Below are 22418 nucleotides of genomic sequence, written 5' to 3' on the forward strand. Positions count from 1 at the left end.
AGCAGACCACTGATCCCCGATGACACGATCCTTTTTCAGTCACCCGCTCTTTACACTTTTTTTCTCCTGCATCTTGCTTGGTGCAGGGTTGGGCTTTATGAACCAAGGCCCGATGTGGCGGGCATTTCTCACCACATTTCTGATTGGTTGCGCCAATTATTGGCTGCTGCATCAATTCAGCGCCCGTACTGCACCCAGCAATATGCCGCGTGTGGTTGTATCGGTGCTGGGCGGTGCGTTGCTGGGCTCCATGCTGAATATCGCACTTAATTTCGAGCCGTTTCGCGATTTTCTGCATTTACTTCCGCAATTTCCCATCCGCTATCTCCACCTGCCCATGCAGGATCTGCTGCGAAAGGTGTTTAATATCTTCGCAGTGATGCTTTCGATATCCAGCCTCATCTCCACCATGCTGTGGGCGCGCGAACATGCCAATCGCGTTGAGGCCAACTACGAACAGGAAAAAACCAAGACTGCTCTGCAAGAAAAGCAGTTGATTCAATCGCAGCTGAATATGCTGCAAGCCCAGATCGAACCCCATTTCCTGTTCAATACACTGGCGAATCTACATAGCCTGATCGACCTCAGCCCGGATGATGCCAAAGCCATGCTGGCGCATTTGAATGGTTACCTGCGCGCATCGCTGACACGTACCCGTCATCATCAAGGCACCATCAAGCAGGAAATGGAGCTGTTGAACGCCTATCTGGGCATCCAGAAAATCCGGATGCACGAACGCCTCACGTACACCCTGAATTGCCCGGATGAACTGAATCAGCATCCTCTCGCCCCCATGCTCATACAACCCCTGGTCGAGAATGCCATCAAGCATGGGATCGAACCCAAGGTAGAGGGCGGCCATATCCTGGTCGACGCCACAGTGCGCGGCAATCAAATTGTGATTGCTGTTCAGGATAATGGCATGGGCTTTGGCCAGAGTGCGGGCGGCAATGGCGTGGCACTACAGAATATTCGCGAAAGACTCGCCACCTTATACGCGGGTCAAGCTCGCATGCAGCTTGCAGAAAACCAGAATGGCGGTATCACCGCCTCCATCTCCATACCGTTAAGCAACGAGCCGCTCAGAACATGAACGAACTTCAATCTCCGACAGCCATTCTGGCAGATGATGAACCCAACCTTCTGGAACATTTGCGTCAGACGCTGAGCCGCATGTGGCCCGAGCTGAAAATCCTCGCCTGCTGCAAAAATGGCCTGGAAGCACGCGCCGCCCTGGGTGAATATCAGCCGGATATCGCCTTTCTGGATATCCAGATGCCGGGACTATCCGGCCTGGATGTAGCCGCCAGCGTCGGCGATGTGCATTATGTGTTTATCACTGCATACGACGAATTTGCGGTGCAGGCATTTGAACAGGATGCGGTTGATTACATCTTGAAGCCCGTGGCAGAAGAACGCTTGGCGCGAAGCATTACCAAGCTGAAAGATCAGCTGGCCAGCCATGCCCCGCGAACCAACCAGCAATTAATTGCCCAACTCAAACAAGCGCTGGGACATGCAGCCCCACTTCTGAGCAGCCCCAAATTGAGCTGGATTCGCGCCAGTATCGGCCAGGATATTCACATGGTTGCCGTGGAGGATGTCTGTTATTTCCAGTCCACCGACAAATATACTTCAGTGATTACAGCGGACAGTGAATACCTGATTCGGACGCCACTAAAGGAATTGATGGAACAACTGGATCCGGATTTCTTCTGGCAGGTACACCGCTCAACCGTGATCAATGTCCGTGAAATCCGCGAAGCCAAGCGGGATGCCACAGGTAAAGTCACCCTGTTTTTACGTAGCCGCGCTGAAAAAATTGCAGTCAGCCGGGCGTACTCACATTTATTCCGGCAGATGTAAGCCAGGCGCCATCATGCAAAAGGGAGCCCCGCCCGGGCTCCCTCGATGTGGATACTGCGCACTCAATCCAATCAGCCACCATTGCGATGCTTGTTCATCAACCGCACGTAGTGCTGTGCGGAATAGGCCAGATGCGACATTTCATCCTCGGTCAGCGCACGCACTTCCTTCACAGGACGACCGAGGTACAGATGCCCTGACTTCAGCACCTTGCCCGGTGGCACTAAGGAACCGGCTCCCACCATCACGCGCGGTTCAATCACGGCACGATCCAGAACAATGGTGCCAATACCAATCAGGCATTCGTCGCCAATGGTGCAGCCGTGCAGCACAACAGAATGGCCGATAGTGACCCGTTCGCCAATGACCAATGGTGCGCCCTCGGGATCTTCCGGGCGCTTGTGTGTTACATGCAGACAGGCCAGATCCTGAACATTGGAATCCTTGCCGATGCGCACACTGTTTACGTCCGCACGGATAATGGCGCCCGGCCAGACCGACGCATTTTCGCCGAGTTTCACATCGCCAAACACCTGGGCTGATTCATCCACCCACGCGCCGTCTGCCAATTCCGGCACCACACCGCAAAACGCCCTGATTGCCATCATGCCACCCATATAATAATGTTCAGATGCCGGAGTATATACGATGCATCCCTGCTTCTCCGCTTACGCATGAGCATACGACGTATCATCCCGCTCAGTTGAATCTGCCAAGCGCACCCCCACCTGATAGTGAACCGAGTACATCTACATTCCCAGAAGGAACACGCATGATCAGCAATCCACTTCTCGATCAATCCGGCCTGCCGCATTTCGACACCATTCGCCCCGAGCATGTGACCGAGGCATTGGATACCTTGCTTGCACGTGCACGCGAAGCAATTGATATTGCGGCCAAGATCGAGAACCCTGACTGGGATTCGTATGTTGTCCCGATGGATGATGCAAGCGAGACACTGTATCGGGCATGGAATCAGGTGTCCCATTTGCAGGCAGTGGTGAATACCCCTGCGCTGCGCGAAGCCTATAACGCCAATTTGCCCAAGCTGGCGCAGTTTAGTACCGAGGTTTCGCAAAATCTGGCCTTGCTGAATGGCTATAAGAAGCTGGTCGCGCATCCGGACTTCGCTAGCTGGAGCCCCGCTCGACGCAAAGTGCTGACCAACACATTGCGCGACTTCCGTTTGGGGGGCGCCGAACTGGATGAGGCCGGCAAACAGCGTTTTGCCGAGATCAGCGCAGAACTCGCGCAACTGTCCGCCTCGTTCGAGCAACACCTGCTTGATGCCACAGATTCATTTGAATACCTCGCGACAGAAAGCGAGCTGGCCGGCGTCCCGGACGATATCCTGTCCATGTGCAAGGCTCGTGCAGAAGCCAATGGAAAATCCGGTTATAGCCTCAGCCTGCATATGCCTTGCTATCTGCCTGTCATGCAGTTTGCCCAGGATCGCTCGCTACGCGAACGCATGTACCGCGCCTATATGACTCGCGCCAGCGAATTCGGCAAGGCGGATCTCGACAATGGCCCGCTGATTGACCGCATTCTGGCACTCAAGACAGAAATGGCGCAGTTGCTGGGATTTAATACCTATGCCGACCTGTCACTCGAAACCAAAATGGCGGAGTCACCCGCCAAAGTTCTGACCTTTCTGCGTGACCTTGCCGCCCGCATTAAGCCGTTTGCGCAAAAAGACCGCCAGGAACTGGAAGCTTTTGCCCGCGACACCCTCGCCACGCCAGACCTGCAAGCGTGGGATATTGCCTATACCTCGGAAAAGCTGAAAGAAGCGCGTTACAGCTTCTCGGAGCAAGAGGTCAAACAGTACTTTACCGAACCCAAAGTGCTCGATGGCCTGTTCAGCGTGATTCACGATCTGTATGGCCTCACCATCTGCGAAGACCATGCGCCAAGCTGGCATGCAGATGTGCGTTTCTATCGCCTGGAAGATGCAGCCGGCAAACTGGTCGGACAGTTTTATCTGGATTTGTATGCGCGCGATGCAAAACGTGGCGGCGCGTGGATGGATGAATGCCGCAATCGGCGGGATCTGGCCAACGGCACGACACAAACCCCCATTGCCTATCTCACGTGCAATTTTGGACGCGGACAGTCGGGCAAACCGGCCACCTTTAGCCACGACGAAGTGATTACCCTCTTCCATGAGATGGGTCATGGCCTGCACCTGCTGCTGACAGAAGTGGGCGTACAGGGTGTATCCGGTATCAATGGCGTGGAATGGGATGCGGTCGAGCTACCCAGCCAGTTTATGGAGAATTTCTGCTGGGAATGGGCACGCGTGCAGCAGATGACCGCACATATCGACACTGGCGACCACCTGCCCCGCGCACTGTTCGACAAAATGCTGGCCGCCAAAAACTACCAGAGCGGCATGTTTAGCGCACGCCAGCTGGAATTTGGCTTGTTTGACATGACACTGCATGGTGACTTCAACCCATCGACGCAAACGGTACGGTCGGTGCTTGATACCGTGCGTGCAGAAGTGGCTGTCAACTTCCCGCCCGAGAATACGCGCTTCGCCAACAGCTTTTCGCATATCTTTGCAGGTGGGTACGCAGCAGGTTACTACAGCTACAAATGGGCAGAAGTATTATCTGCAGATGCATACGCGGCATTCGAGGAAGCACCGGAACACACCCAGCAAACCGGCGAACGCTTCCGTAAAGAAATTCTAGCAGTGGGCGGTAGCCGACCCGCATTGGAGAGTTTTGTCGCCTTCCGTGGCCGTATGCCGCAGATAGATGCCCTGCTGCGCCACAGCGGCATGCAGTAACACAATCCGCTTATCCGTTTCGGGGGACGAGTTGCTTCACTGCAGAAGCCTTGTCCTCCCGCCTCCCCTTTGCTTCAAAGTAGTGGCACCTCTCGCCAGACGCATCCCGCACCAGCTGTGCCGGTAGCAGCTTGCTTTTAAAGCCCATCACATTGCACCCATAAGGTGCCTGCGCATCATGCGTGATCAAGAAATGCTTGCACTGCCGACATATCCGCATGCGTTTGCCTTTCCATTCAAAACGTCAGTGCGCCAATTTGATCAGGATTTTCATGCGAACCAGACCGCTGAAGTATATTATGAATATCTAATAGTATTTCAGTGAAAACCTTTACACTGCGTTGTTCTATTAAATGAAATAAAAATATGCAAGAATACGCGCTTCGTAAATAAGCCAAACCTATTGTAGTCCGACTACACTTGTCTCTGCCGAGATAGCATTGCCGCGTGGGGCGTCACGCGAACCGTAGCATATGTTCTTGCAACACTGTGTTGTACTTTGATCTTTTAGCCTGCATTACCCTATGCAGATGTACTGTAGCTGTAACAGCAACCACTTGGCGCCACCAGTTTGCTCATATGTCCAGTTAAGATATATGCTCAAGTTGATTTGCGCTTACACAATGCACGTGCCCAGCTACACAGAATATGCAAACAACAATCTAAACTTTTATATAGCATCAACCAAAATATGATATTGGGTTAAGTATGAGCAAAACACGAAGCAGCACGCTATTTATCAGTAAGACCATTCTCATTCTTGATGTCATTGTTGTATGGATCAGCGCAGCGATCGCCAACCTCGTCCGCTTCGGCGAAGTGCGGATGACTGCGCCTCAGGACACCCTTGTTCTTGCAACCAGCCTGTTTATGGCGATTACGTCCTACAGCGTCTACCAGTCCATGCGCGGCAGTTCGTGGCTGGCTGTACTGGCTCGCGTAAAAGTATCCTGGCTCATTACCTGTTTTGCACTCCTGGCATGGTTGTTCTTTAGCCAGCACGCCCAGCATTACTCGCGCGCCTTTGTGGGTGTATGGCTGTTTGCCATGCTCATTGGCTTGATCATCGAACGCTTTGCCATGTCGGCGGCTCTACGCTGGCTCAGCCGCCGGGGGTTTAACACCCGTGACGTACTGGTGGTCGGCCGCGGCCCCATGACCAACGATCTGACCAAGCGCGCCCGTGGCTCATCGTGGACAGGCTACCAAATTACCCGCACAGTTGACGCGCATGATCTGGATGCAATCGACGAGCTCTCAGCCAACGGCGGATTTGACGAAGTCTGGATCAATCTCTCGGTTCACGACGGCGCACATGTCCCCAAAATTTTGCATGCCCTGCGTCATAGCACAGCCAATATCCGCGTGGTGCCGGACATGCTTACTTACAAGCTGCTGAACCACGGCGTGACCTTTATCCTCGGCGTGCCGATGATGGATATCTCGTCATCCTCTCTCATTGGTACCAATCGACTGGTGAAGGTGCTCGAGGACTACGTACTGGCTACCTTGATTCTGATTCTGATCAGCCCCGTTTTACTGGGCATTGCGCTGGCCGTAAAACTCACCTCGCCCGGCCCCGTGCTATTCAAACAAAAGCGCCATGGCTGGAATGGCGAGGAAATTGTGGTGTACAAATTCCGTAGCATGAAAGTACATGCAGAAGCGGACAACACAGTGACTCAGGCCACCAAAAACGATACCCGCCTGACGCCGATTGGCAGCTTCCTGCGCCGATCCAGCCTGGATGAGTTGCCACAGTTTATCAATGTGTTGCAAGGCCGAATGAGCATTGTCGGCCCGCGCCCGCATGCCATTCAGCATAACGATCATTACAAAGAACTCATTCCACGCTACATGCTGCGCCACAAAATGAAACCCGGCATTACCGGATGGGCGCAAATCAATGGCTTGCGTGGCGAAACAGAAACCGTAGTCAAAATGAAAGCACGTGTCGACTACGATTTGTACTACTTGGAAAACTGGTCATTGTGGCTGGATCTGAGCATCGTTTTCAAGACTATCTTCAAAGGTTTTGTTCACAAAAACGCTTACTAAGTAACAAATTAATTTTGTATAATTATTGGCTTCCAAAAGGTTCACTCATGAAAACCGACAGCAAGATTTTTGTATGTGGTCATCGCGGCATGGCTGGCAGTGCCATTGTGCGCAGCCTGCAACGTGCTGGCTACAGCAATATCATCACCCGCACCCGCAGCGAACTGGATTTGCTGAATCAGTCTGCGGTTCAAGACTTTATGGCCGAGGAAAAGCCCGATTATGTGTTTATCGCAGCGGCTAAAGTCGGCGGTATTCAGGCTAATAACGTATATCGCGGTGAATTCATCTATCAAAATCTGATGATTGAATGCAATCTGATTCATGCCGCGCATCTGGCAGGCGTACAACGCCTGATGTTCCTGGGTTCCAGCTGCATTTACCCACGCAACAGCCAGCAGCCGATCAAGGAAGACTATCTGCTGACCGGTGAACTAGAGCCGACCAACGAGCCCTACGCCATTGCCAAGATTGCCGGGATCAAACTGTGCGAAGCTTACAATAGTCAATACGGTCGCCAGTATGTCAGCGTCATGCCAACCAATCTGTACGGCCCCAACGACAATTACGATCTCAACAATAGTCATGTGTTGCCCGCCCTGATCCGTAAGGCACACGAAGCCAAGCAGCGTGGCGATGCCGAACTGGTGGTATGGGGAACGGGCACGCCGCGTCGTGAATTCCTGTATGTGGATGATCTGGCCGATGCCTGTGTCCACCTGATGCAGAACAATTATGATGGCCCGCTGGTGAATATTGGTTGCGGTGACGACCTCAGCATTGCCGAACTGGCACACACAGTCTGCAAGGTGGTGGGGTTTGAAGGCAAGCTGACCTTTGATACCAGCAAACCAGATGGCACGCCGCGCAAGCTACTGGATGTCTCGCGCCTGAATGCCCTGGGCTTTAAGGCCAAGGTGGGGTTAGAAGCAGGTATCCGTCTGGCATACGAATCCGCCAAGTTTGTTTAATTTTTACTAATATTCGATTACATAATCAGGAAACAGATCATGTCCCAACGCAAAGTCGCGCTTATTACCGGCATCACAGGTCAGGATGGCTCTTATCTGGCCGAATTTCTGCTGGAAAAAGGCTATGAAGTACATGGCATCAAGCGTCGTGCATCCAGTTTCAATACACAACGTGTCGACCATATTTACGAAGATCCGCATATCGAAAATAGCCGCTTCAAGCTGCACTATGGCGATCTGACCGATAGCTCCAACCTCACCCGCATTATCAAGGAAGTACAACCGGACGAAGTGTACAACCTCGGCGCACAATCGCATGTGGCAGTGAGCTTTGAGTCGCCGGAATACACGGCCGATGTCGATGCCATGGGTACCCTGCGTTTGCTGGAGGCCATCCGTTTCCTGGGTCTGGAAAAGAAGACGCGCTTCTATCAAGCCTCCACTAGCGAGCTGTACGGCCTGGTGCAAGAAATCCCGCAGAAGGAAACCACTCCCTTCTACCCACGCAGCCCCTATGCCGTCGCCAAAATGTACGCCTACTGGATTACGGTTAATTACCGCGAAGCCTATGGCATGTACGCCTGTAACGGCATTCTGTTTAACCACGAATCACCACGTCGTGGCGAAACCTTTGTCACCCGCAAGATTACCCGGGGCCTCGCCAATATCGCCCAGGGCCTGGAAAAATGCCTGTATATGGGCAATATCGATTCGCTACGCGACTGGGGCCATGCGAAAGACTACGTGCGCATGCAATGGATGATGCTGCAGCAAGATCAACCGGATGATTTTGTGATTGCTACCGGTGTACAGTACAGCGTGCGCCAGTTTATTACCTGGTCTGCCGAACATCTGGGTATTGAGCTGGAATTTGTGGGCACCGGCGTGGAAGAACATGCTGTGATCAAATCCATTACCGGTGACAAGGCGCCCGCACTGAAGGTTGGCGATGTAATCATGCGGATTGATCCGCGCTATTTCCGCCCTGCTGAAGTGGATACCCTACTGGGCGATCCCGCCAAGGCCAAGGCTAAGCTCGGCTGGGTGCCGGAAATTACGGTGCAGGAGATGTGTAAGGAGATGGTGGAAAGTGATTTAAATAACGCAACCCAATATGCACTGCTGCGTGAGCACGGCCATAAAACTTCAGTATCAGTAGAATAACATTGGTAGCCGGCGTACATAAATGAGTTATAAACGCGATTTACTTTGGGTGAGTATATCTCAGTACGCCGGATATCTTTTCCCCTTATTCATTACCCCCATCCTTGCGCGCAGCTTAGGAACTGAGTCGTTTGGCATATACAGCATTTCCCTAGCATATATTACAACTGCGATGACAATTGCAGAATTTGGCATTAACAACAGCTGCACAAGACTGATTGCAATTAGCACAACAACAGAATCGCATAAAATCTTCACCGCAGCGATCACAGTCAGGCTTTTCTTCTTTTGCATAGCCATCATTGCCTTGATAATAAATCTTAAATTGTCAAATGCCACTCAATTGACATGGGATTGCACACTGGCATCAATCCCTATGCTTATAGGCTGCACGCTAAGCACAACATGGTTTCTACAAGGCAAAGGATATTCAAGAATATCCGCGTGGCCAAATGTTGCAGCCAGATTCACCATTCTTCCTGTAATCTTCTTGACAGTTAAATCCCCCAAAGATGTCATTTTAGCTTCTGCATTAATGGCATTACCATTCACACTCGCCAGCATAATAAATGGTGTCCAATCAGTTAAAATAGGAGCCCAATTAACCCCCGTGGGCATTAGTTCAATACTTACTGTATTAAAAGAATCAGCCCCCATCTTTGCCACACTCATATCCATTCAAATCTATACCAATATCATTCTAACATACGCAGCAAGCACCCTATCAGTCGAGGAAATATCCAACTACACCGCGGCCGACAGAGTTATAAAACTTTTCTTTGCAATTATAGCCCCCCTGACAACAGTAATCTTACCGCTAATCAGTCAGCAATTGAAGAACTCCAAATCCCCCGCAGATCATCTGAAAAAAATTTTACTAGTTCACATATTAATTGCAATTTTCTTTTCATCGGGATGCATTCTATTTGCAAACCAAATTACATCGGTATTATTCGGCAGCAATTTCAAAGATGCTGCCGAAATTATCCGAAAACTATCCGTACTACCTATTTTATCTGCAATTTCACACACTATTGGTACTCACGGATTAATTGCGAGCGGTCAAGGGAAAAAATTCTTGTACACAACCATTAGTGGGGCAATAACAAGTATTGCCACAGGCACAATATTGATTGACACTATGAAAACGAATGGTCTCATACTCACATCCATCATTACCGAAATCTGTGTAATTCTTGTAGCTGCAATGCATTTAAAGAAAGTTCTCAAGGAGCAATCGTGAAAATCACATTCATTATTCCTATTCGTATTGATAGCAAAGACAGATTGATTAATCTATCTACAGTCATTCGGCAACTTTCTCAAGAATTTACAGAAAGTGAGATAATTGTAATCGAACAATCAGATGAACAGAAAGCAAAGGACTTAGCACTAAAAGGAAATTGTCGATACGTTTGGCAACAAAGCGACACATCCTTTTGCAAGTCATTGGCTATCAATCACGGACTAAAGATTAGGCAACACAAAATATGCTGTGTCTATGATGCAGACGTGTTGATTTCATCAAAAGCAATTTCATTAGGCGTAAATATTATTGAAAATAGCACATTTCAAGTTGTACTACCTTACAATCAGATTTGTACAAACATCACAGGCAAAACTAAAGAGTTCATTATTGAAACACTCGACTTTAGTAATTTCAGTAATTTTACTAATATAAGAGATGCGAAATCTTATAAAGATGCAACCCCTCACATTCTTAATGGGGGAGTTATTCTTTTTAATGCAGAAATCGCGATAAGCTGCGGTGGCTTCAATAAAAAAATGATTAGCTATGGATGGGAGGATACTGAATTTCATGTGCGCCTCAGAAAACTTGGTTACCCAATGTATATGCTGCATAGCTTTAGCATTGTACATTTAGATCATCAGCGAGGCGCCGATTCAAAACCAAACGAAAATTATTTTAAGAATGAAACCGAATTCTTTCATATCAAAAACTTAAACAAAAAACAACTTGCAGCGTATGTTGAAAATGAACTTTATGAATTAACACCAAATGAGACAATCACTCAACTCATTAAACAGCAAAGCATAATAAAATTAGCAATTCGAAAAATTATTGCAACCACAAACTGGATATATATAAACATTCGAATTCGGGATAAAAAGACAATAATTAACCGAGCACTGAAGTCCATCACTTCAACTTAGAGATCTTCCACACTTGAGAATTGAGTCGTAATCATGAATTCAAATATAAAACTCGTACTATTTTCGGGTGAGGGTCGCCTGGGCAACCAACTTATTCAGATAGCTGCACTAAGAATGCTATACCCTAACGCCTACATTGCTGCAATTGGATGCAAGCAAGCAATTCAACTATTAGAGCCCCAAAGAATTGGACTTGGGATCAAGTCAAAATATTTTGAAAAATTTATTCGCAAAATTGTTTTTCCGCTGCTCCTTACCCCCATAGCTAAACACTTAAGGATATTCCACTATTGTAGGGAGCGATCCGTAAATAGACCGCAAAACGAAGAATTTACAGGCGATCCAATCATGAAACAGGGTCTATTGCCGATCTGCATCGCAGAAAAAATGTACTTTCAGAACTTCACCTCTCTACTTGATAAGGAAAGCTTTAAAAATCTCAAGATAAATGAGAATTTAACAAAAACCCAAGAGAAATCGAATCCAATCCCCCACAAAAGCCTCACCATTCACATACGAAGAGGAGACTATTTAAACTTTACAACTCATGGATTAAGCAATCTAACACTAGACGAAGGCTATTACAGAAGCGCAATCAAACACTTTTACAACTTGACCTCCGCCACTATCGAAAAGACATATATTATCACTGACGATATAAATTGGTGCAAAGAAAAATTTTCCGACATAAAAGATATCGAGTACAGGTCAAGCAATGAGCTAGCAGATTTTATTTTCATTGCCAGCTCTGAAAATATAATTTGCTCCAACAGTACATTCTCCTTAACCGCATCATTATTATCAGAAGTCAATGCTATTACGATAGCACCAGAATACTGGCTAGGGCACAATCATAAAGTTTGGATACCTACCCAAATTAAGATCCGCGATCCAAGGTACATTTATGTTTAATACAAAAAGAAATCCATTAACTCCCAATACTACACGGAGCCCCTTGATAGTATTGATGTTAATGTTTGCATTTGGCATACATACAAGACTTACTGATTTAGGTATAGAATTAAAGCTTGGAGAGTACAACTTAATAAGCATTATATTCCAGCTTGGCGTTGCGATTTACTCTATACGTTTAGCCTACTTTAGAAAAGCAACACCTGAACTTAGAAAGCATTATTCAATAGTAAACTTTGCTTATTTTTTAATCGCATTGTCAATTTTCAATGCTACAAAGCCGCTGACCACAATCAGTGCTATATTTTTCGCCTGGAGCTTAATGACACTTGGAACGGCAATTGGCGAAGAAAATCCACAACAAATTACTACTGGCCTAGATATACTATTCAAAATATCAATGGTATATCTATTGATTGCGTTTCCAATTAGTAGCGAACTTGTCACGTTCCATGATCCAAGTGATCGAGAAAGTATATTTGGTGGAGACTCATTAACTGCAATCTTCCCCCACAAGCTCTCTGCTGGCGCCTTTTATTCCTTAATGACGTTGCGATATCTAATTCTTAAAGACACTCCCTTCAGAAAGAGAATACTTTCTGCAGTGATTAGCTACTTGATGGTGTTAGCATCCGACGCTGCTACATTTATCATCTTAACGCCATTTGTTTACTCAGTTACACAAAACATTGCAAAAGGTGGCTCCATAAAAAAAACTCTCTTCAATCTCTCACTATCGCTATTTGTTTTATTACCTAGCCTAGCAATTATATTGCCTTTATTTGGTCGTGACCTTAACTTCACTGGCCGCACTCCACTATGGGAGATTGGATTAGACATTTTCAGGAATCATTTCTTTATTGGCTATGGCTTTCAGTCCTTTTTCACCGAGAACTTGAATACACTCCCGGAAGAATTTTGGCGAGCAACCAGTGGATTATTCCTACCAACATTTGAAAGCGCTTATATACAAATGCTCGTTGAAACTGGCATTTCCGGGGTAATGGCAATGATCATAATTATCACATCAACAATAAATTGCCTCTCAAAAATATCGAACCTACGCCATTCAGAACCACTATTGCCCTTGGTATTTTCACTATGGCTTTTGCAAGTAATTAGTTCAGTCGTACTAATTGGATGGATGCTACCACTCTCATTCTGGACTCTCCTGAATGGAGTGATATTTGGAATGAGCTGCCAAAAAAGACAAACCCACCAAAGAAATGAAGAACACCCACCCATTGAGCAAAAATATTGAAACATGGCAACAAATAACATGATCATATCTATTGTAACAAATATAGCTCCCCCCTACAGAGTAAAGGTATGGAATGCACTTTCCCTCAATTACCCAACTTCATTGCGATGTATTTTTTTAGCCCACAACGAAGCAAATCGTGATTGGAATATCGACAAAGAGTCATTTGAGTTCAAATATGACACACTACCCGGAGTTGCAATCAAGATAAACAGTAAATTCATACACTTAAACCTTGGCATCATTTCATCCCTAAAGAGAGCCAAGTCAGACGTAATTATTACGACCGGATACAATCCTGCTCAAATATTGGCAGCAATGTACGCGCTAATTAATGGAATCCCCCATATTGCAATGACAGATGGAACAATAGAATCGGAAAATAATTTATCCCCGATTCACAGAGCAATAAGGAAATTTCTATTTAAACATACTAAGGCATTTATTGGCGCATCAAATGGCAGCATCAGACTCTTTAAAAAATATGGGATTAATGAAACAGCCATTTTTAAATCCCACCTATGCGCCAATAATGAGCTCTTCAGAAAGACATTGAAAAACTCCACGCAGGGAAATAGAAGATATGATCTAATCTTTAGCGGGAGATTTGATCCTATAAAAAATCCACTATTTGCCATTGATGTAGGATATAGAACTTCTATAATTCTTAATCGAAAAATATCATTGCTTTGCATAGGTAGCGGCCAGCTATTATCAGAAATGCAATCAAAAGCAAATCAATACAAACAACATCTACATGTTGACTTTGCGGGATTTTTGCAACAAGAAAGCCTGCCACATGCGTATGCATCGGCAAAGATCTTACTTTTTCCAACAGCCTGGGATCCCTGGGGTATAGTGGCCAACGAAGCTTGCGCTGCAGGCACACCTACGATCACGACCCCAATGGCAGGATGTTCAAATGAGATTATCATCGATGCGCAAAATGGTTACATCCTACCGTTGGATGAAAAAGTCTGGTCAGAACACTGTGCAAAATTACTTATAGACAATCATCTATGGGAAAGCTTCTCAAGAGCAAGCCTTACTGCGGTAAAAGAATATACTTATGAAAATGCAGCCAAAGGAATCTATGATGCTGCATGCTCTGCATTAGGAAATAGAAATGTTTAACGTTTTGATAATTCAACGTCGCATGACTGATTATCGTGTAGCATTTTTCGAAATGCTGCGTACAGATCTATTGACGCACGGAATCAACCTGCAGGTAATATATGGTCAGTGTAACAAAAATGAACTGCAAAAACATGATAGCGGCGCATTAGAATTTGGTACATTTATAAAAAACATTTACCTATTTAATTCAAATGTTGTAATCCAACCAATCCTAAAGAATATTATCGATATTAAACCGGATTTAATTATTCTCACCCAAGAAAATAAGCTCCTCTTAAATTACCTTCTTTTATTTAGCCCATTTAAAAGCAAAATATGTTTCTGGGGGCATGGTCGTGACTTGCAAAATCAAAGCACCTTTAAATCAATTTTAAAATACCACCTCACAAGAAGAACACGCTGGTTTTTCTCATACACAAAAATGAGTTCCGAAATATTAATAAGCAAAAACTACCCAGCGCAAAGAATTACAAATGTAGAAAATGCAATAGACACCAAAAATATACTAAATCAAACTCAATCCTTAAGACAGAGCGACCTAGAAAACACCAAGATAAGACTGGGGATTGAATCCAGTAATATTGGCGTTTTTATTGGATCACTCTATCAAGAAAAGCGTTTGGACTTTCTATTCGCATGCGCAGATAGAATCAGGAAAGACATACCCGAATTCCATTTGATAATTATTGGAAATGGCCCAATGGCTTCATACATTGAAGAACAGTGTACCAACAGGCAGAAATGGTGCACATGGGTTAAGGAGCAACACGGAATTGAAAAAATAAAGCTAATTAAAATTTCTAAGCTAATTATTAACCCAGGCTTGGTTGGCTTGAGTATCCTTGATTCTTTCGCAACAGGAACACCATTAATCACTACCGATTGCGGACTTCACTCCCCGGAGATCGCCTACTTAGAAAACGGCATAAATGGATTAATTACTGATAATACGGAATTCGCATTTTGCGATGCAGTAACCAAACTACTAAATGATGACACAAAATTGCTGTCAATGCGCAATGAGTGTCTTGCATCCGCTCACCGCTATACATTGGAAAATATGGTCCAGAACTTCTCAACCGGCATTCGAAAAGCACTAAAGCATGGCTTATAAAATACTCATCATTCACAACCAGTATCAGCACAAAGGTGGTGAAGACAGTGTCGTAGAAAATGAGATCGCTCTTTTAACGGAGCGCGGCCATGATGTGCGTATTTACACAAGAGATAACCATGAGATTTCAATGCATGGCAAAATAGCGCTTGCGATTAATACCATCTGGTCAAATAAAGCATACTCTGAAGTATCTTATGAGATTGGGGATTTTAAGCCAGATATTATTCATGCCCACAATACCTTCCCACTTATTTCGCCGTCAATCTACTGGCTTGCCCACAAGAGCAATATTCCTATTGTCCAAACGTTACATAACTTTCGTCTACTTTGCCCACAAGCAATCTTCCTGCGCGAAGGTAAAATATGCGAAGATTGTCTTGGGAGAAGTCCATGGCGAGGCGCTATGCGCGGCTGCTATCGAAATTCTGTAGCGCAGAGTACCGTGTTGACGGCAATGCTAGAAATTCATCGTACGCTGGGTACTTATCATGAAAAAGTAGATCAATACATTGCACTTAGCGATTTCAGTAAATCAAAATATATTGCTGGTGGATTACCTGAGAAGAAAATTTCAGTCAAACCCAATTTCGCACCTGATTTAAATGTGAATGGCAATTCGACAGATAAGGTTGGATTCCTGTTTGTTGGTCGACTTTCTATTGAAAAAGGTATTTCAGTTCTGCGTGATGCTGCAGTCCAATGCGCGGATAGCTTATTTAAAGTTGCAGGATCTGGCCCCGAAGATCAGCAACTTAGTGGCATCGCCAATATTAAACGATTAGGCAATCTTTCCGCCCAAGAAGTAAGATTTTCAATGCAGCAATCAAAGATGCTGATCTTACCTAGCATTTGCTATGAAAACATGCCAATGACTATTTTGGAAGCGTATGCCTCTGCCGTTCCTGTCATTGCAAGCAGGCTTGGTGCTCTTGCAGATCTGGTTCAGGATGGGGTTACGGGTCTACTTTTCGAGCCGAATAACCCAAATGATTTGGTAAAAAAAATTATTTGGGCGAATGAAAATCCCGATGCGGTTTCAGAGATGGGCAGAAATGCGAGACTTCGCTATGAATCGTATTTCACGCCAGAAGCGAACTACCAGCAACTTATTGAAATATATAAAAAAACATTAAAAATGAAAGGCATCCAATAAATGAGTAACCGGCACACTACCAATATTATCGGATCGCCGATTGATAATCTTACGTGGGAAATAGCTGTATCCAGAATTTTTACCTGGGCTAAAGCTAGGGAATCCAAGGTTGTATGTATTTGTAATACGCACTCGGTTGTAACTGCGAAAAGTGATAAAGAATTTCAGTATGTTCTGCACAATGCGGATATGGCAACTGCCGATGGTTTTCCTGTTGCATGGTTAATTCGAAAGATCGAAAATAACAAACAAGATCGCATAAACGGACCGGATTTGATGTGGGAGTGTTGCAAAAAGGCAAGCACCGAAGGCATTTCCATGTATTTATATGGCGGAAGCCAAAAGACACTTTCCTTGCTTGCTGAAAAGTTACGCACTGAGTTTCCCGACATGGTGCTTGCAGGATTCTACTCTCCGCCCTATCGTGATCTTTCAGACGAAGAAGATCAGCAAATTATAGATCAAATTAATGAATCCGGAGCAAGGATTGTTTGGGTTGGTCTTGGCTGCCCAAAACAAGAAAAGTGGATGGAGCAGCATCGGAACAATATCAATGCTGTTATGGTCGGAGTTGGCGCCGCATTTGATTATCATGCAGGTACAATTCAGCGTGCGCCGCTGTGGATGCAAAGGAATGGCCTTGAATGGTTTCATCGACTGTGCTCGGAACCTAGAAGACTATGGAAGAGATATCTGGTTACCAACACCTTATTTGCATTTCATGCGGTAAAGCAGCTTTTTTTTAGCCGGAAAAATAAGTAACAACTTACTGATTTCGTAGACAAGCAAATATAAGCATAGGTTTACAAGATGAATAGCCTTATACTCATCACCGGCGGTGCCGGTTTTATCGGTTCCCACACCGTTGATGCCCTCTTGCAACGCGGCCTTTCCGTGCGCGTGCTCGATGATCTTTCCACTGGCAAGCGTGAGAACCTGCCCGATCATCCCGCGCTTGAATTTATGCAAGGCGACATCCGCAATTCAGTCGACGTAGCTCGCGCCATGAAGGGCGTGAGTCGGGTACTACATCTTGCCGCCCAAGTTTCAGTGCAAGCCTCGATTGATCAGCCTGCGACCTCAGCGGAGCGCAATATTGCCGGCTTTATCAATGTACTTGATGCCGCACGGCATGCCTGCGTGGCTCGCTTTGTTTATGCCTCATCAGCAGCTGTGTATGGCCAGCCAGTGCATCTGCCACTGAACGAAGCTTCAGAGCCAAATCCAGCCTCACCCTATGGACTCGAAAAACTCATCAATGATCAGTATGCTCACCTCTTCAGCCAGTTATATGGCGTTAAGTGCCTAGGCATGCGTTACTTCAATGTCTATGGCCCACGCCAAGACCCTCGCTCGCCTTACGCTGGCGTGCTCTCCATCTTCAAGGATCGCATTTTGGCCGATAAGCCATTGACCGTGTTTGGCGATGGGGAACAAACCCGCGACTTCATCTATGTCGGCGATATTGCAGAGGCCAACTGCCGTGCCCTGCTTACAGATGGTGAAGGCGTCGTCAATGTCGGCACAGGCACCCGCATTACTTTGAATCAAGTGATTGCAGAGCTCGGTCTGTCCACCGGCAAGGCTATCAAGGTGGATTATCAGACTGCCCGAGAAGGCGATATCGTGCACTCTGCTACAGAGAATATCGAACTAATTAATATGCTGGGTGCATTTAAATATGTTAGTTTGGGGGATGGCCTAAAAAGATTGCTGGCCGATTAACATACATTTCTCTACGGGTATGGAAGCGATTGGGGCATCAATTCATCGATTTCATTATCGTCGGATCGCTTCGCTCGTCAGCAGTAAGCAATGTTTGCCTTGGGATGCCATGCAATGGCAAAACTTTCAGTTTAAACTGTAGCTTTTAAAGCATTTCGTAAAATATTTCTATCAGGAGTATAGATCTTGATCACCCCTATCATCCTTTGTGGCGGCTCTGGTACACGCATGTGGCCACTGTCTCGCGGCGCCTATCCCAAGCAGTTTTTAAACCTGTACGGATCAGATACACTGTTACAACAAACCTCCAGTCGATTGTCAGGCTTGGCCGATGTCGCCTCACCCATTCTCATCTCCAATCAGGAACAGCGTTTTCTGGTTGCTGAACAACTGCGCGCCATTGGCGTGAACAATGCCCGGATCGTGCTGGAACCGATGGGCAAAAACACCGCCCCGGCCGTGGCTGCTGCTGCCCTGCTGGCTCTGGAGTCTGATCCTGACGCCGTTATGCTGGTACTGCCGTCAGACCATGTCATCGAGCATGGCGAGGTTTTCAAGTCGTTGGTGTCCAGCGCCCTGCCCCTAGCTCAGTCTGGCAAGCTGGTGACATTCGGTATCGAGCCGACCAGCCCGCATACCGGCTACGGTTATATCAAAACAGGCGCGGCACTTACTTCCTCAGCGCAGGCATTTAACGTCGCCGCATTTGTTGAAAAGCCAGACGTCGAGCGTGCTGCGGCCTTTGTGGCAAGTGGCGACTATTTCTGGAACAGTGGCATGTTCATGTTCCGCGCTGACATCTACCTGCGCGAACTGGGCCAGTTCCAGCCTGCAATGTTGCAAGCAGTGCAAACTGCCGTGGCAGAAGGCGTGCGTGATCTGGATTTCTTGCGCCTGGGTAAAACTGCATTCGAATCCTGCCCGTCCGACTCAATTGACTATGCAGTCATGGAACACACCAAGCATGCAGCCGTGGTTAAAGCCGCAGGCCTGGGGTGGAGCGATATTGGCTCGTGGTCTGCCCTGGCAGAGATCAGCACCGCTGATGCCGATGGCAATCAGTTGATTGGTGATGTGATGGCAGAAGCGTCACACAATAGCTATGTGCGCGCCGAAAGCCGGATGGTGGCAGTGCTGGGTGTGGATGATCTGGTTGTGGTTGAAACCTCAGATGCTGTACTGGTTGCCCACAAAGATAAAGTGCAGGACGTTAAAAAGATCGTTGAACGTATCCAGAAAAGCGGTCGCAGCGAGCATGTCACGCATCGCAAGGTCTTCCGCCCATGGGGCAGCTACGAAGGTATCGATTCGGGCGAACGCTTCCAGGTAAAGCGCATTATCGTGAATCCGGGCGCCTCACTCAGCCTGCAAATGCACTACCATCGTGCAGAGCACTGGATTGTGGTGAAGGGCACTGCCCGCGTTATTAATGGCGATCAGGATCTGTTGCTGACCGAAAATCAGTCTACCTATATCCCGCTGGGTGTGACCCACCGTCTGGAAAATCCGGGTAAGTTCCCGCTTGAGCTGATCGAAGTCCAGTCAGGCGGATATCTGGGCGAGGACGATATTGTCCGCTTCGAAGACGTATACGGGCGCAAAGCTTAATGGATATTATCGTCCCATCCAAGGGCAAGCGCTTGCCACTACCGCAGTTTATGCAGGTGGTGGCAAGTACGCCGCTGGTGTCGATTGATCTGATCGTTAAAAATGAGCAGGGACACGTACTGCTGGGCATGCGTAACAATGAGCCTGCTGCAGGGTACTGGTTTGTGCCGGGTGGCTGTATCCGTAAAAACGAAACGCTGGACGAGGCATTCACCCGGATCAGCGAAGCAGAGCTTGGTGTGCGTCTACATAGACGTGATTTCCCCTTTTACGGAGCCTACGAGCATTTTTACGATACCAATGCCGGAAAATTGCCGGGGTTTGGTACGCACTATGTTGTACTTGCTCACGAAGTTGTCGTTGATTCGGCAATCTTGAAGCTACCGGAGCAAGATCAGCACGCAGATTGGCGCTGGGCCACCCCGGCAGACATTCTGGCGGATGAATCAGTGCATTTCCATTCACAACAGTATTTTTCGGTGTAAACTTTCGGACTCCTTCCTTGTCAAGGAGGAGTCTGCCACGCTTCTTCCGCAAAACTGTCATTTTATGACAATGTATTTTTAAGCCATTCCGGATTATAATTCACCCGGTTCAATGCTTTTCCCCCGTATATCTGCTTCAGGCTACTCACGTGTCGTACATGAAAGAATCGGATTTTTTTGCGCTTGCCAGTAAGGAAGTACAACTTGGCAAGGTAGATCGTGCCCTGCAAGCTCGCGCCTTTGCAGAGGCAAAGGGTGAACATAATCACGCCAAGGCGCGCTATCTAGAGTTGCGCGCAGCCGAGCTGCAAGCCCGTTATGCCCTTCACCGCCAGGAAAAGCGCAAGGTAGAAGACGATGCACGATTGGCTCAACGGCTGCAGCAGACAGGTGAGCATAAGTATGTCGTGTCACGCCGTACAACCGAACAGAAACGTCTTAAGCGTATGAGGTTGCTCCCCTTCCTCGGGGGTGCATGTGTGCTGGTCGTATCCGTATTGTTCTATTGGATAAAATTTCGCCATTAGCCGCGTCGTAGTCGCGCGCCTGTCATCCCTTCGCTGGTAAAATGTGCGGATACCCCCGTTAATTTTTACTTGCGAAATCCTACGATGACAACTTTATCCTGTTTCAAAGCCTATGATATCCGTGGCCAGCTTGGCGACGAGTTAAATGATGATATCGCCTATCGCATTGGTCGGGCGTATGGTGAATGGTTCAAGCCCAAAAAAGTCGCGGTGGGTGGCGATGTCCGCTTAACCAGTGAATCTCTGAAGCTGTCGCTGGCTCGTGGCTTGATGGATTCAGGCGCGGATGTGATCGACATCGGCATGACTGGCACCGAAGAAATCTACTTTGCAGCCTTTCACCTCGATGTTGATGGCGCAATTGAGGTCACCGCCAGCCACAATCCCATGGACTACAACGGCATGAAGCTGGTTCGTGGTGGAGCGATCCCGGTATCGGGCGACTCCGGATTACGTGACATTCAACGGCTGGCTGAGGCCAATCAATTTGCGGCACCCACCCATCAAGGCACCCTGACCCAGCAGTCTATCCTAGATGCCTATATTGATCACCTGCTTACCTATGTCGACCTCAAGGCTTTGCAACCCTTGAAACTGGTTGTCAATGCAGGCAATGGCGCAGCAGGTCATGTGATTGATGCACTGGAAGCTCGCTTTAAGCAGGCGGCGGTTCCTGTAGAATTTATCAAGGTACATCACGAAGCGGATGGTACCTTCCCCAATGGGATTCCTAACCCTCTTCTCCCCGAATGCCGCGCGGATACTAGCAATGCGGTCATAGCCCATAGTGCGCACCTCGGCATTGCGTGGGATGGCGATTTTGACCGTTGCTTCCTGTTTGATGAGCGTGGCGAGTTTATCGAGGGTTACTATATTGTCGGTCTGCTGGCCGAAGCCTTCCTGCAAAAGCAACCGGGCAGCAAGATCATTCACGATCCGCGCCTCACCTGGAACACCATTGATGTGGTAGAGGCGGCGCAGGGTATCCCCGTACAAAGCAAGACGGGCCATGCCTTTATCAAGGAACGGATGCGCCTCGAAAATGCCATCTACGGTGGCGAAATGAGCGCTCACCACTACTTCCGCGACTTTGCCTACTGCGATAGCGGCATGATTCCCTGGCTACTGGTGATTGAGCTGATGAGCCGCGGTCAGCAATCCTTGTCTTCCATGGTAGCAGAGCGCATTGCTGCCTATCCATCGTCTGGCGAAATCAACCGGAAAGTAGCCAACGCAGCGGCGTCCTTGCAAGCGGTACGAGACACCTACGAAGCTGAGGCTTTATCTATTGAAACAGTAGATGGACTGAGCATGTCGTTTGCAGACTGGCGCTTTAATCTGCGCAGTAGCAATACAGAGCCGGTGATTCGCTTGAATGTCGAATCCCGCGCCAATCCCGCGCTGATGCAGGCAAAAACAGCCGAGATTCTTGCCCTGCTGTAATGATTACAGGTGGCATTCG

General features: G+C 47.4%; 20 protein-coding genes. 19 read left to right on the top strand and 1 reads right to left on the bottom strand.

Annotated features, from left to right (window positions below):
- Window positions 1-97: 97 nt before the first annotated feature.
- Together KSF73_12785 and KSF73_12790 are read left to right on the top strand one after the other, a co-directional pair.
- Window positions 98-1093 (top strand): histidine kinase, encoded by a 996-nt coding sequence (locus KSF73_12785; GenBank protein ID MBV1776585.1) that lies wholly within the window; start codon window positions 98-100, stop codon window positions 1091-1093.
- Window positions 1090-1866: a LytTR family DNA-binding domain-containing protein gene (locus KSF73_12790; GenBank protein MBV1776586.1), complete on the top strand. Its 777-nt coding sequence runs from the start codon at window positions 1090-1092 to the stop codon at window positions 1864-1866. Before KSF73_12785 ends, KSF73_12790 begins: the two co-directional genes overlap by 4 nt.
- A 71-nt stretch (window positions 1867-1937) precedes the next feature.
- Here KSF73_12790 and KSF73_12795 read toward each other — a convergent pair whose 3' ends face one another.
- Window positions 1938-2471 (bottom strand): gamma carbonic anhydrase family protein, encoded by a 534-nt coding sequence (locus tag KSF73_12795; GenBank protein MBV1776587.1) that lies wholly within the window; start codon window positions 2469-2471, stop codon window positions 1938-1940.
- A gap of 167 nt (window positions 2472-2638) precedes the next feature.
- Here KSF73_12795 and KSF73_12800 point away from each other — a divergent pair, with 167 nt between their 5' ends.
- The 17 genes from KSF73_12800 (at window position 2639) to KSF73_12880 (ending at window position 22399) form a co-directional block, all read left to right on the top strand.
- Window positions 2639-4663 (top strand): M3 family metallopeptidase, encoded by a 2025-nt coding sequence (locus KSF73_12800; protein ID MBV1776588.1) that lies wholly within the window; start codon window positions 2639-2641, stop codon window positions 4661-4663.
- 708 nt (window positions 4664-5371) lie between these two features.
- A complete protein-coding gene (locus KSF73_12805; protein ID MBV1776589.1) occupies window positions 5372-6721 on the top strand; it encodes an undecaprenyl-phosphate glucose phosphotransferase in 1350 nt (449 codons plus the stop codon).
- A gap of 47 nt (window positions 6722-6768) precedes the next feature.
- A complete protein-coding gene (locus tag KSF73_12810; GenBank protein MBV1776590.1) occupies window positions 6769-7692 on the top strand; it encodes a GDP-L-fucose synthase in 924 nt (307 codons plus the stop codon).
- Window positions 7693-7731: 39 nt separating this feature from the next.
- The gene (gene gmd / locus KSF73_12815) at window positions 7732-8856 is read left to right on the top strand and encodes a GDP-mannose 4,6-dehydratase (protein ID MBV1776591.1); all 1125 of its coding nucleotides are present in this window, start codon (window positions 7732-7734) and stop codon (window positions 8854-8856) included.
- Window positions 8857-8878: 22 nt separating this feature from the next.
- Entirely contained in the window at window positions 8879-10099 is a 1221-nt protein-coding gene (locus tag KSF73_12820) for an oligosaccharide flippase family protein (GenBank protein ID MBV1776592.1), read from the top strand.
- Complete coding sequence (locus tag KSF73_12825) at window positions 10096-11031, top strand: glycosyltransferase (GenBank protein ID MBV1776593.1); 936 nt, start codon at window positions 10096-10098, stop codon at window positions 11029-11031. The genes KSF73_12820 and KSF73_12825 overlap by 4 nt, the downstream gene beginning before the upstream one ends.
- A gap of 33 nt (window positions 11032-11064) precedes the next feature.
- On the top strand, window positions 11065-11943 hold the full coding sequence (locus tag KSF73_12830; protein ID MBV1776594.1) for an alpha-1,2-fucosyltransferase: 879 nt from the start codon (window positions 11065-11067) through the stop codon (window positions 11941-11943).
- Between the two features lie 55 nt (window positions 11944-11998).
- Window positions 11999-13204 (top strand): O-antigen ligase family protein, encoded by a 1206-nt coding sequence (locus tag KSF73_12835; protein ID MBV1776595.1) that lies wholly within the window; start codon window positions 11999-12001, stop codon window positions 13202-13204.
- 3 nt (window positions 13205-13207) lie between these two features.
- Window positions 13208-14338, top strand: coding sequence for a glycosyltransferase (locus KSF73_12840; protein MBV1776596.1), 1131 nt, complete (start codon window positions 13208-13210; stop codon window positions 14336-14338).
- A complete protein-coding gene (locus KSF73_12845; GenBank protein ID MBV1776597.1) occupies window positions 14331-15455 on the top strand; it encodes a glycosyltransferase family 4 protein in 1125 nt (374 codons plus the stop codon). Before KSF73_12840 ends, KSF73_12845 begins: the two co-directional genes overlap by 8 nt.
- The gene (locus KSF73_12850) at window positions 15445-16611 is read left to right on the top strand and encodes a glycosyltransferase family 4 protein (GenBank protein MBV1776598.1); all 1167 of its coding nucleotides are present in this window, start codon (window positions 15445-15447) and stop codon (window positions 16609-16611) included. Before KSF73_12845 ends, KSF73_12850 begins: the two co-directional genes overlap by 11 nt.
- Window positions 16612-17373 (top strand): WecB/TagA/CpsF family glycosyltransferase, encoded by a 762-nt coding sequence (locus tag KSF73_12855; GenBank protein ID MBV1776599.1) that lies wholly within the window; start codon window positions 16612-16614, stop codon window positions 17371-17373.
- Window positions 17374-17421: 48 nt separating this feature from the next.
- On the top strand, window positions 17422-18336 hold the full coding sequence (locus tag KSF73_12860; GenBank protein MBV1776600.1) for an NAD-dependent epimerase/dehydratase family protein: 915 nt from the start codon (window positions 17422-17424) through the stop codon (window positions 18334-18336).
- Window positions 18337-18519: 183 nt separating this feature from the next.
- The gene (locus tag KSF73_12865; protein MBV1776601.1) at window positions 18520-19944 is read left to right on the top strand and encodes a mannose-1-phosphate guanylyltransferase/mannose-6-phosphate isomerase; all 1425 of its coding nucleotides are present in this window, start codon (window positions 18520-18522) and stop codon (window positions 19942-19944) included.
- A gap of 50 nt (window positions 19945-19994) precedes the next feature.
- Complete coding sequence (locus KSF73_12870) at window positions 19995-20429, top strand: GDP-mannose mannosyl hydrolase (GenBank protein MBV1776602.1); 435 nt, start codon at window positions 19995-19997, stop codon at window positions 20427-20429.
- Window positions 20430-20587: 158 nt separating this feature from the next.
- Window positions 20588-20956 carry a hypothetical protein gene (locus tag KSF73_12875; protein MBV1776603.1) on the top strand — a complete coding sequence of 123 codons (369 nt, stop codon included), beginning with the start codon at window positions 20588-20590 and terminating at the stop codon, window positions 20954-20956.
- An 84-nt stretch (window positions 20957-21040) separates the two neighbouring features.
- The gene (locus KSF73_12880) at window positions 21041-22399 is read left to right on the top strand and encodes a phosphomannomutase CpsG (protein ID MBV1776604.1); all 1359 of its coding nucleotides are present in this window, start codon (window positions 21041-21043) and stop codon (window positions 22397-22399) included.
- Window positions 22400-22418: the final 19 nt, after the last annotated feature.

It is taken from the genome of Burkholderiaceae bacterium DAT-1 (assembly GCA_019084025.1).
Lineage (GTDB): Bacteria > Pseudomonadota > Gammaproteobacteria > Burkholderiales > Chitinimonadaceae > DAT-1.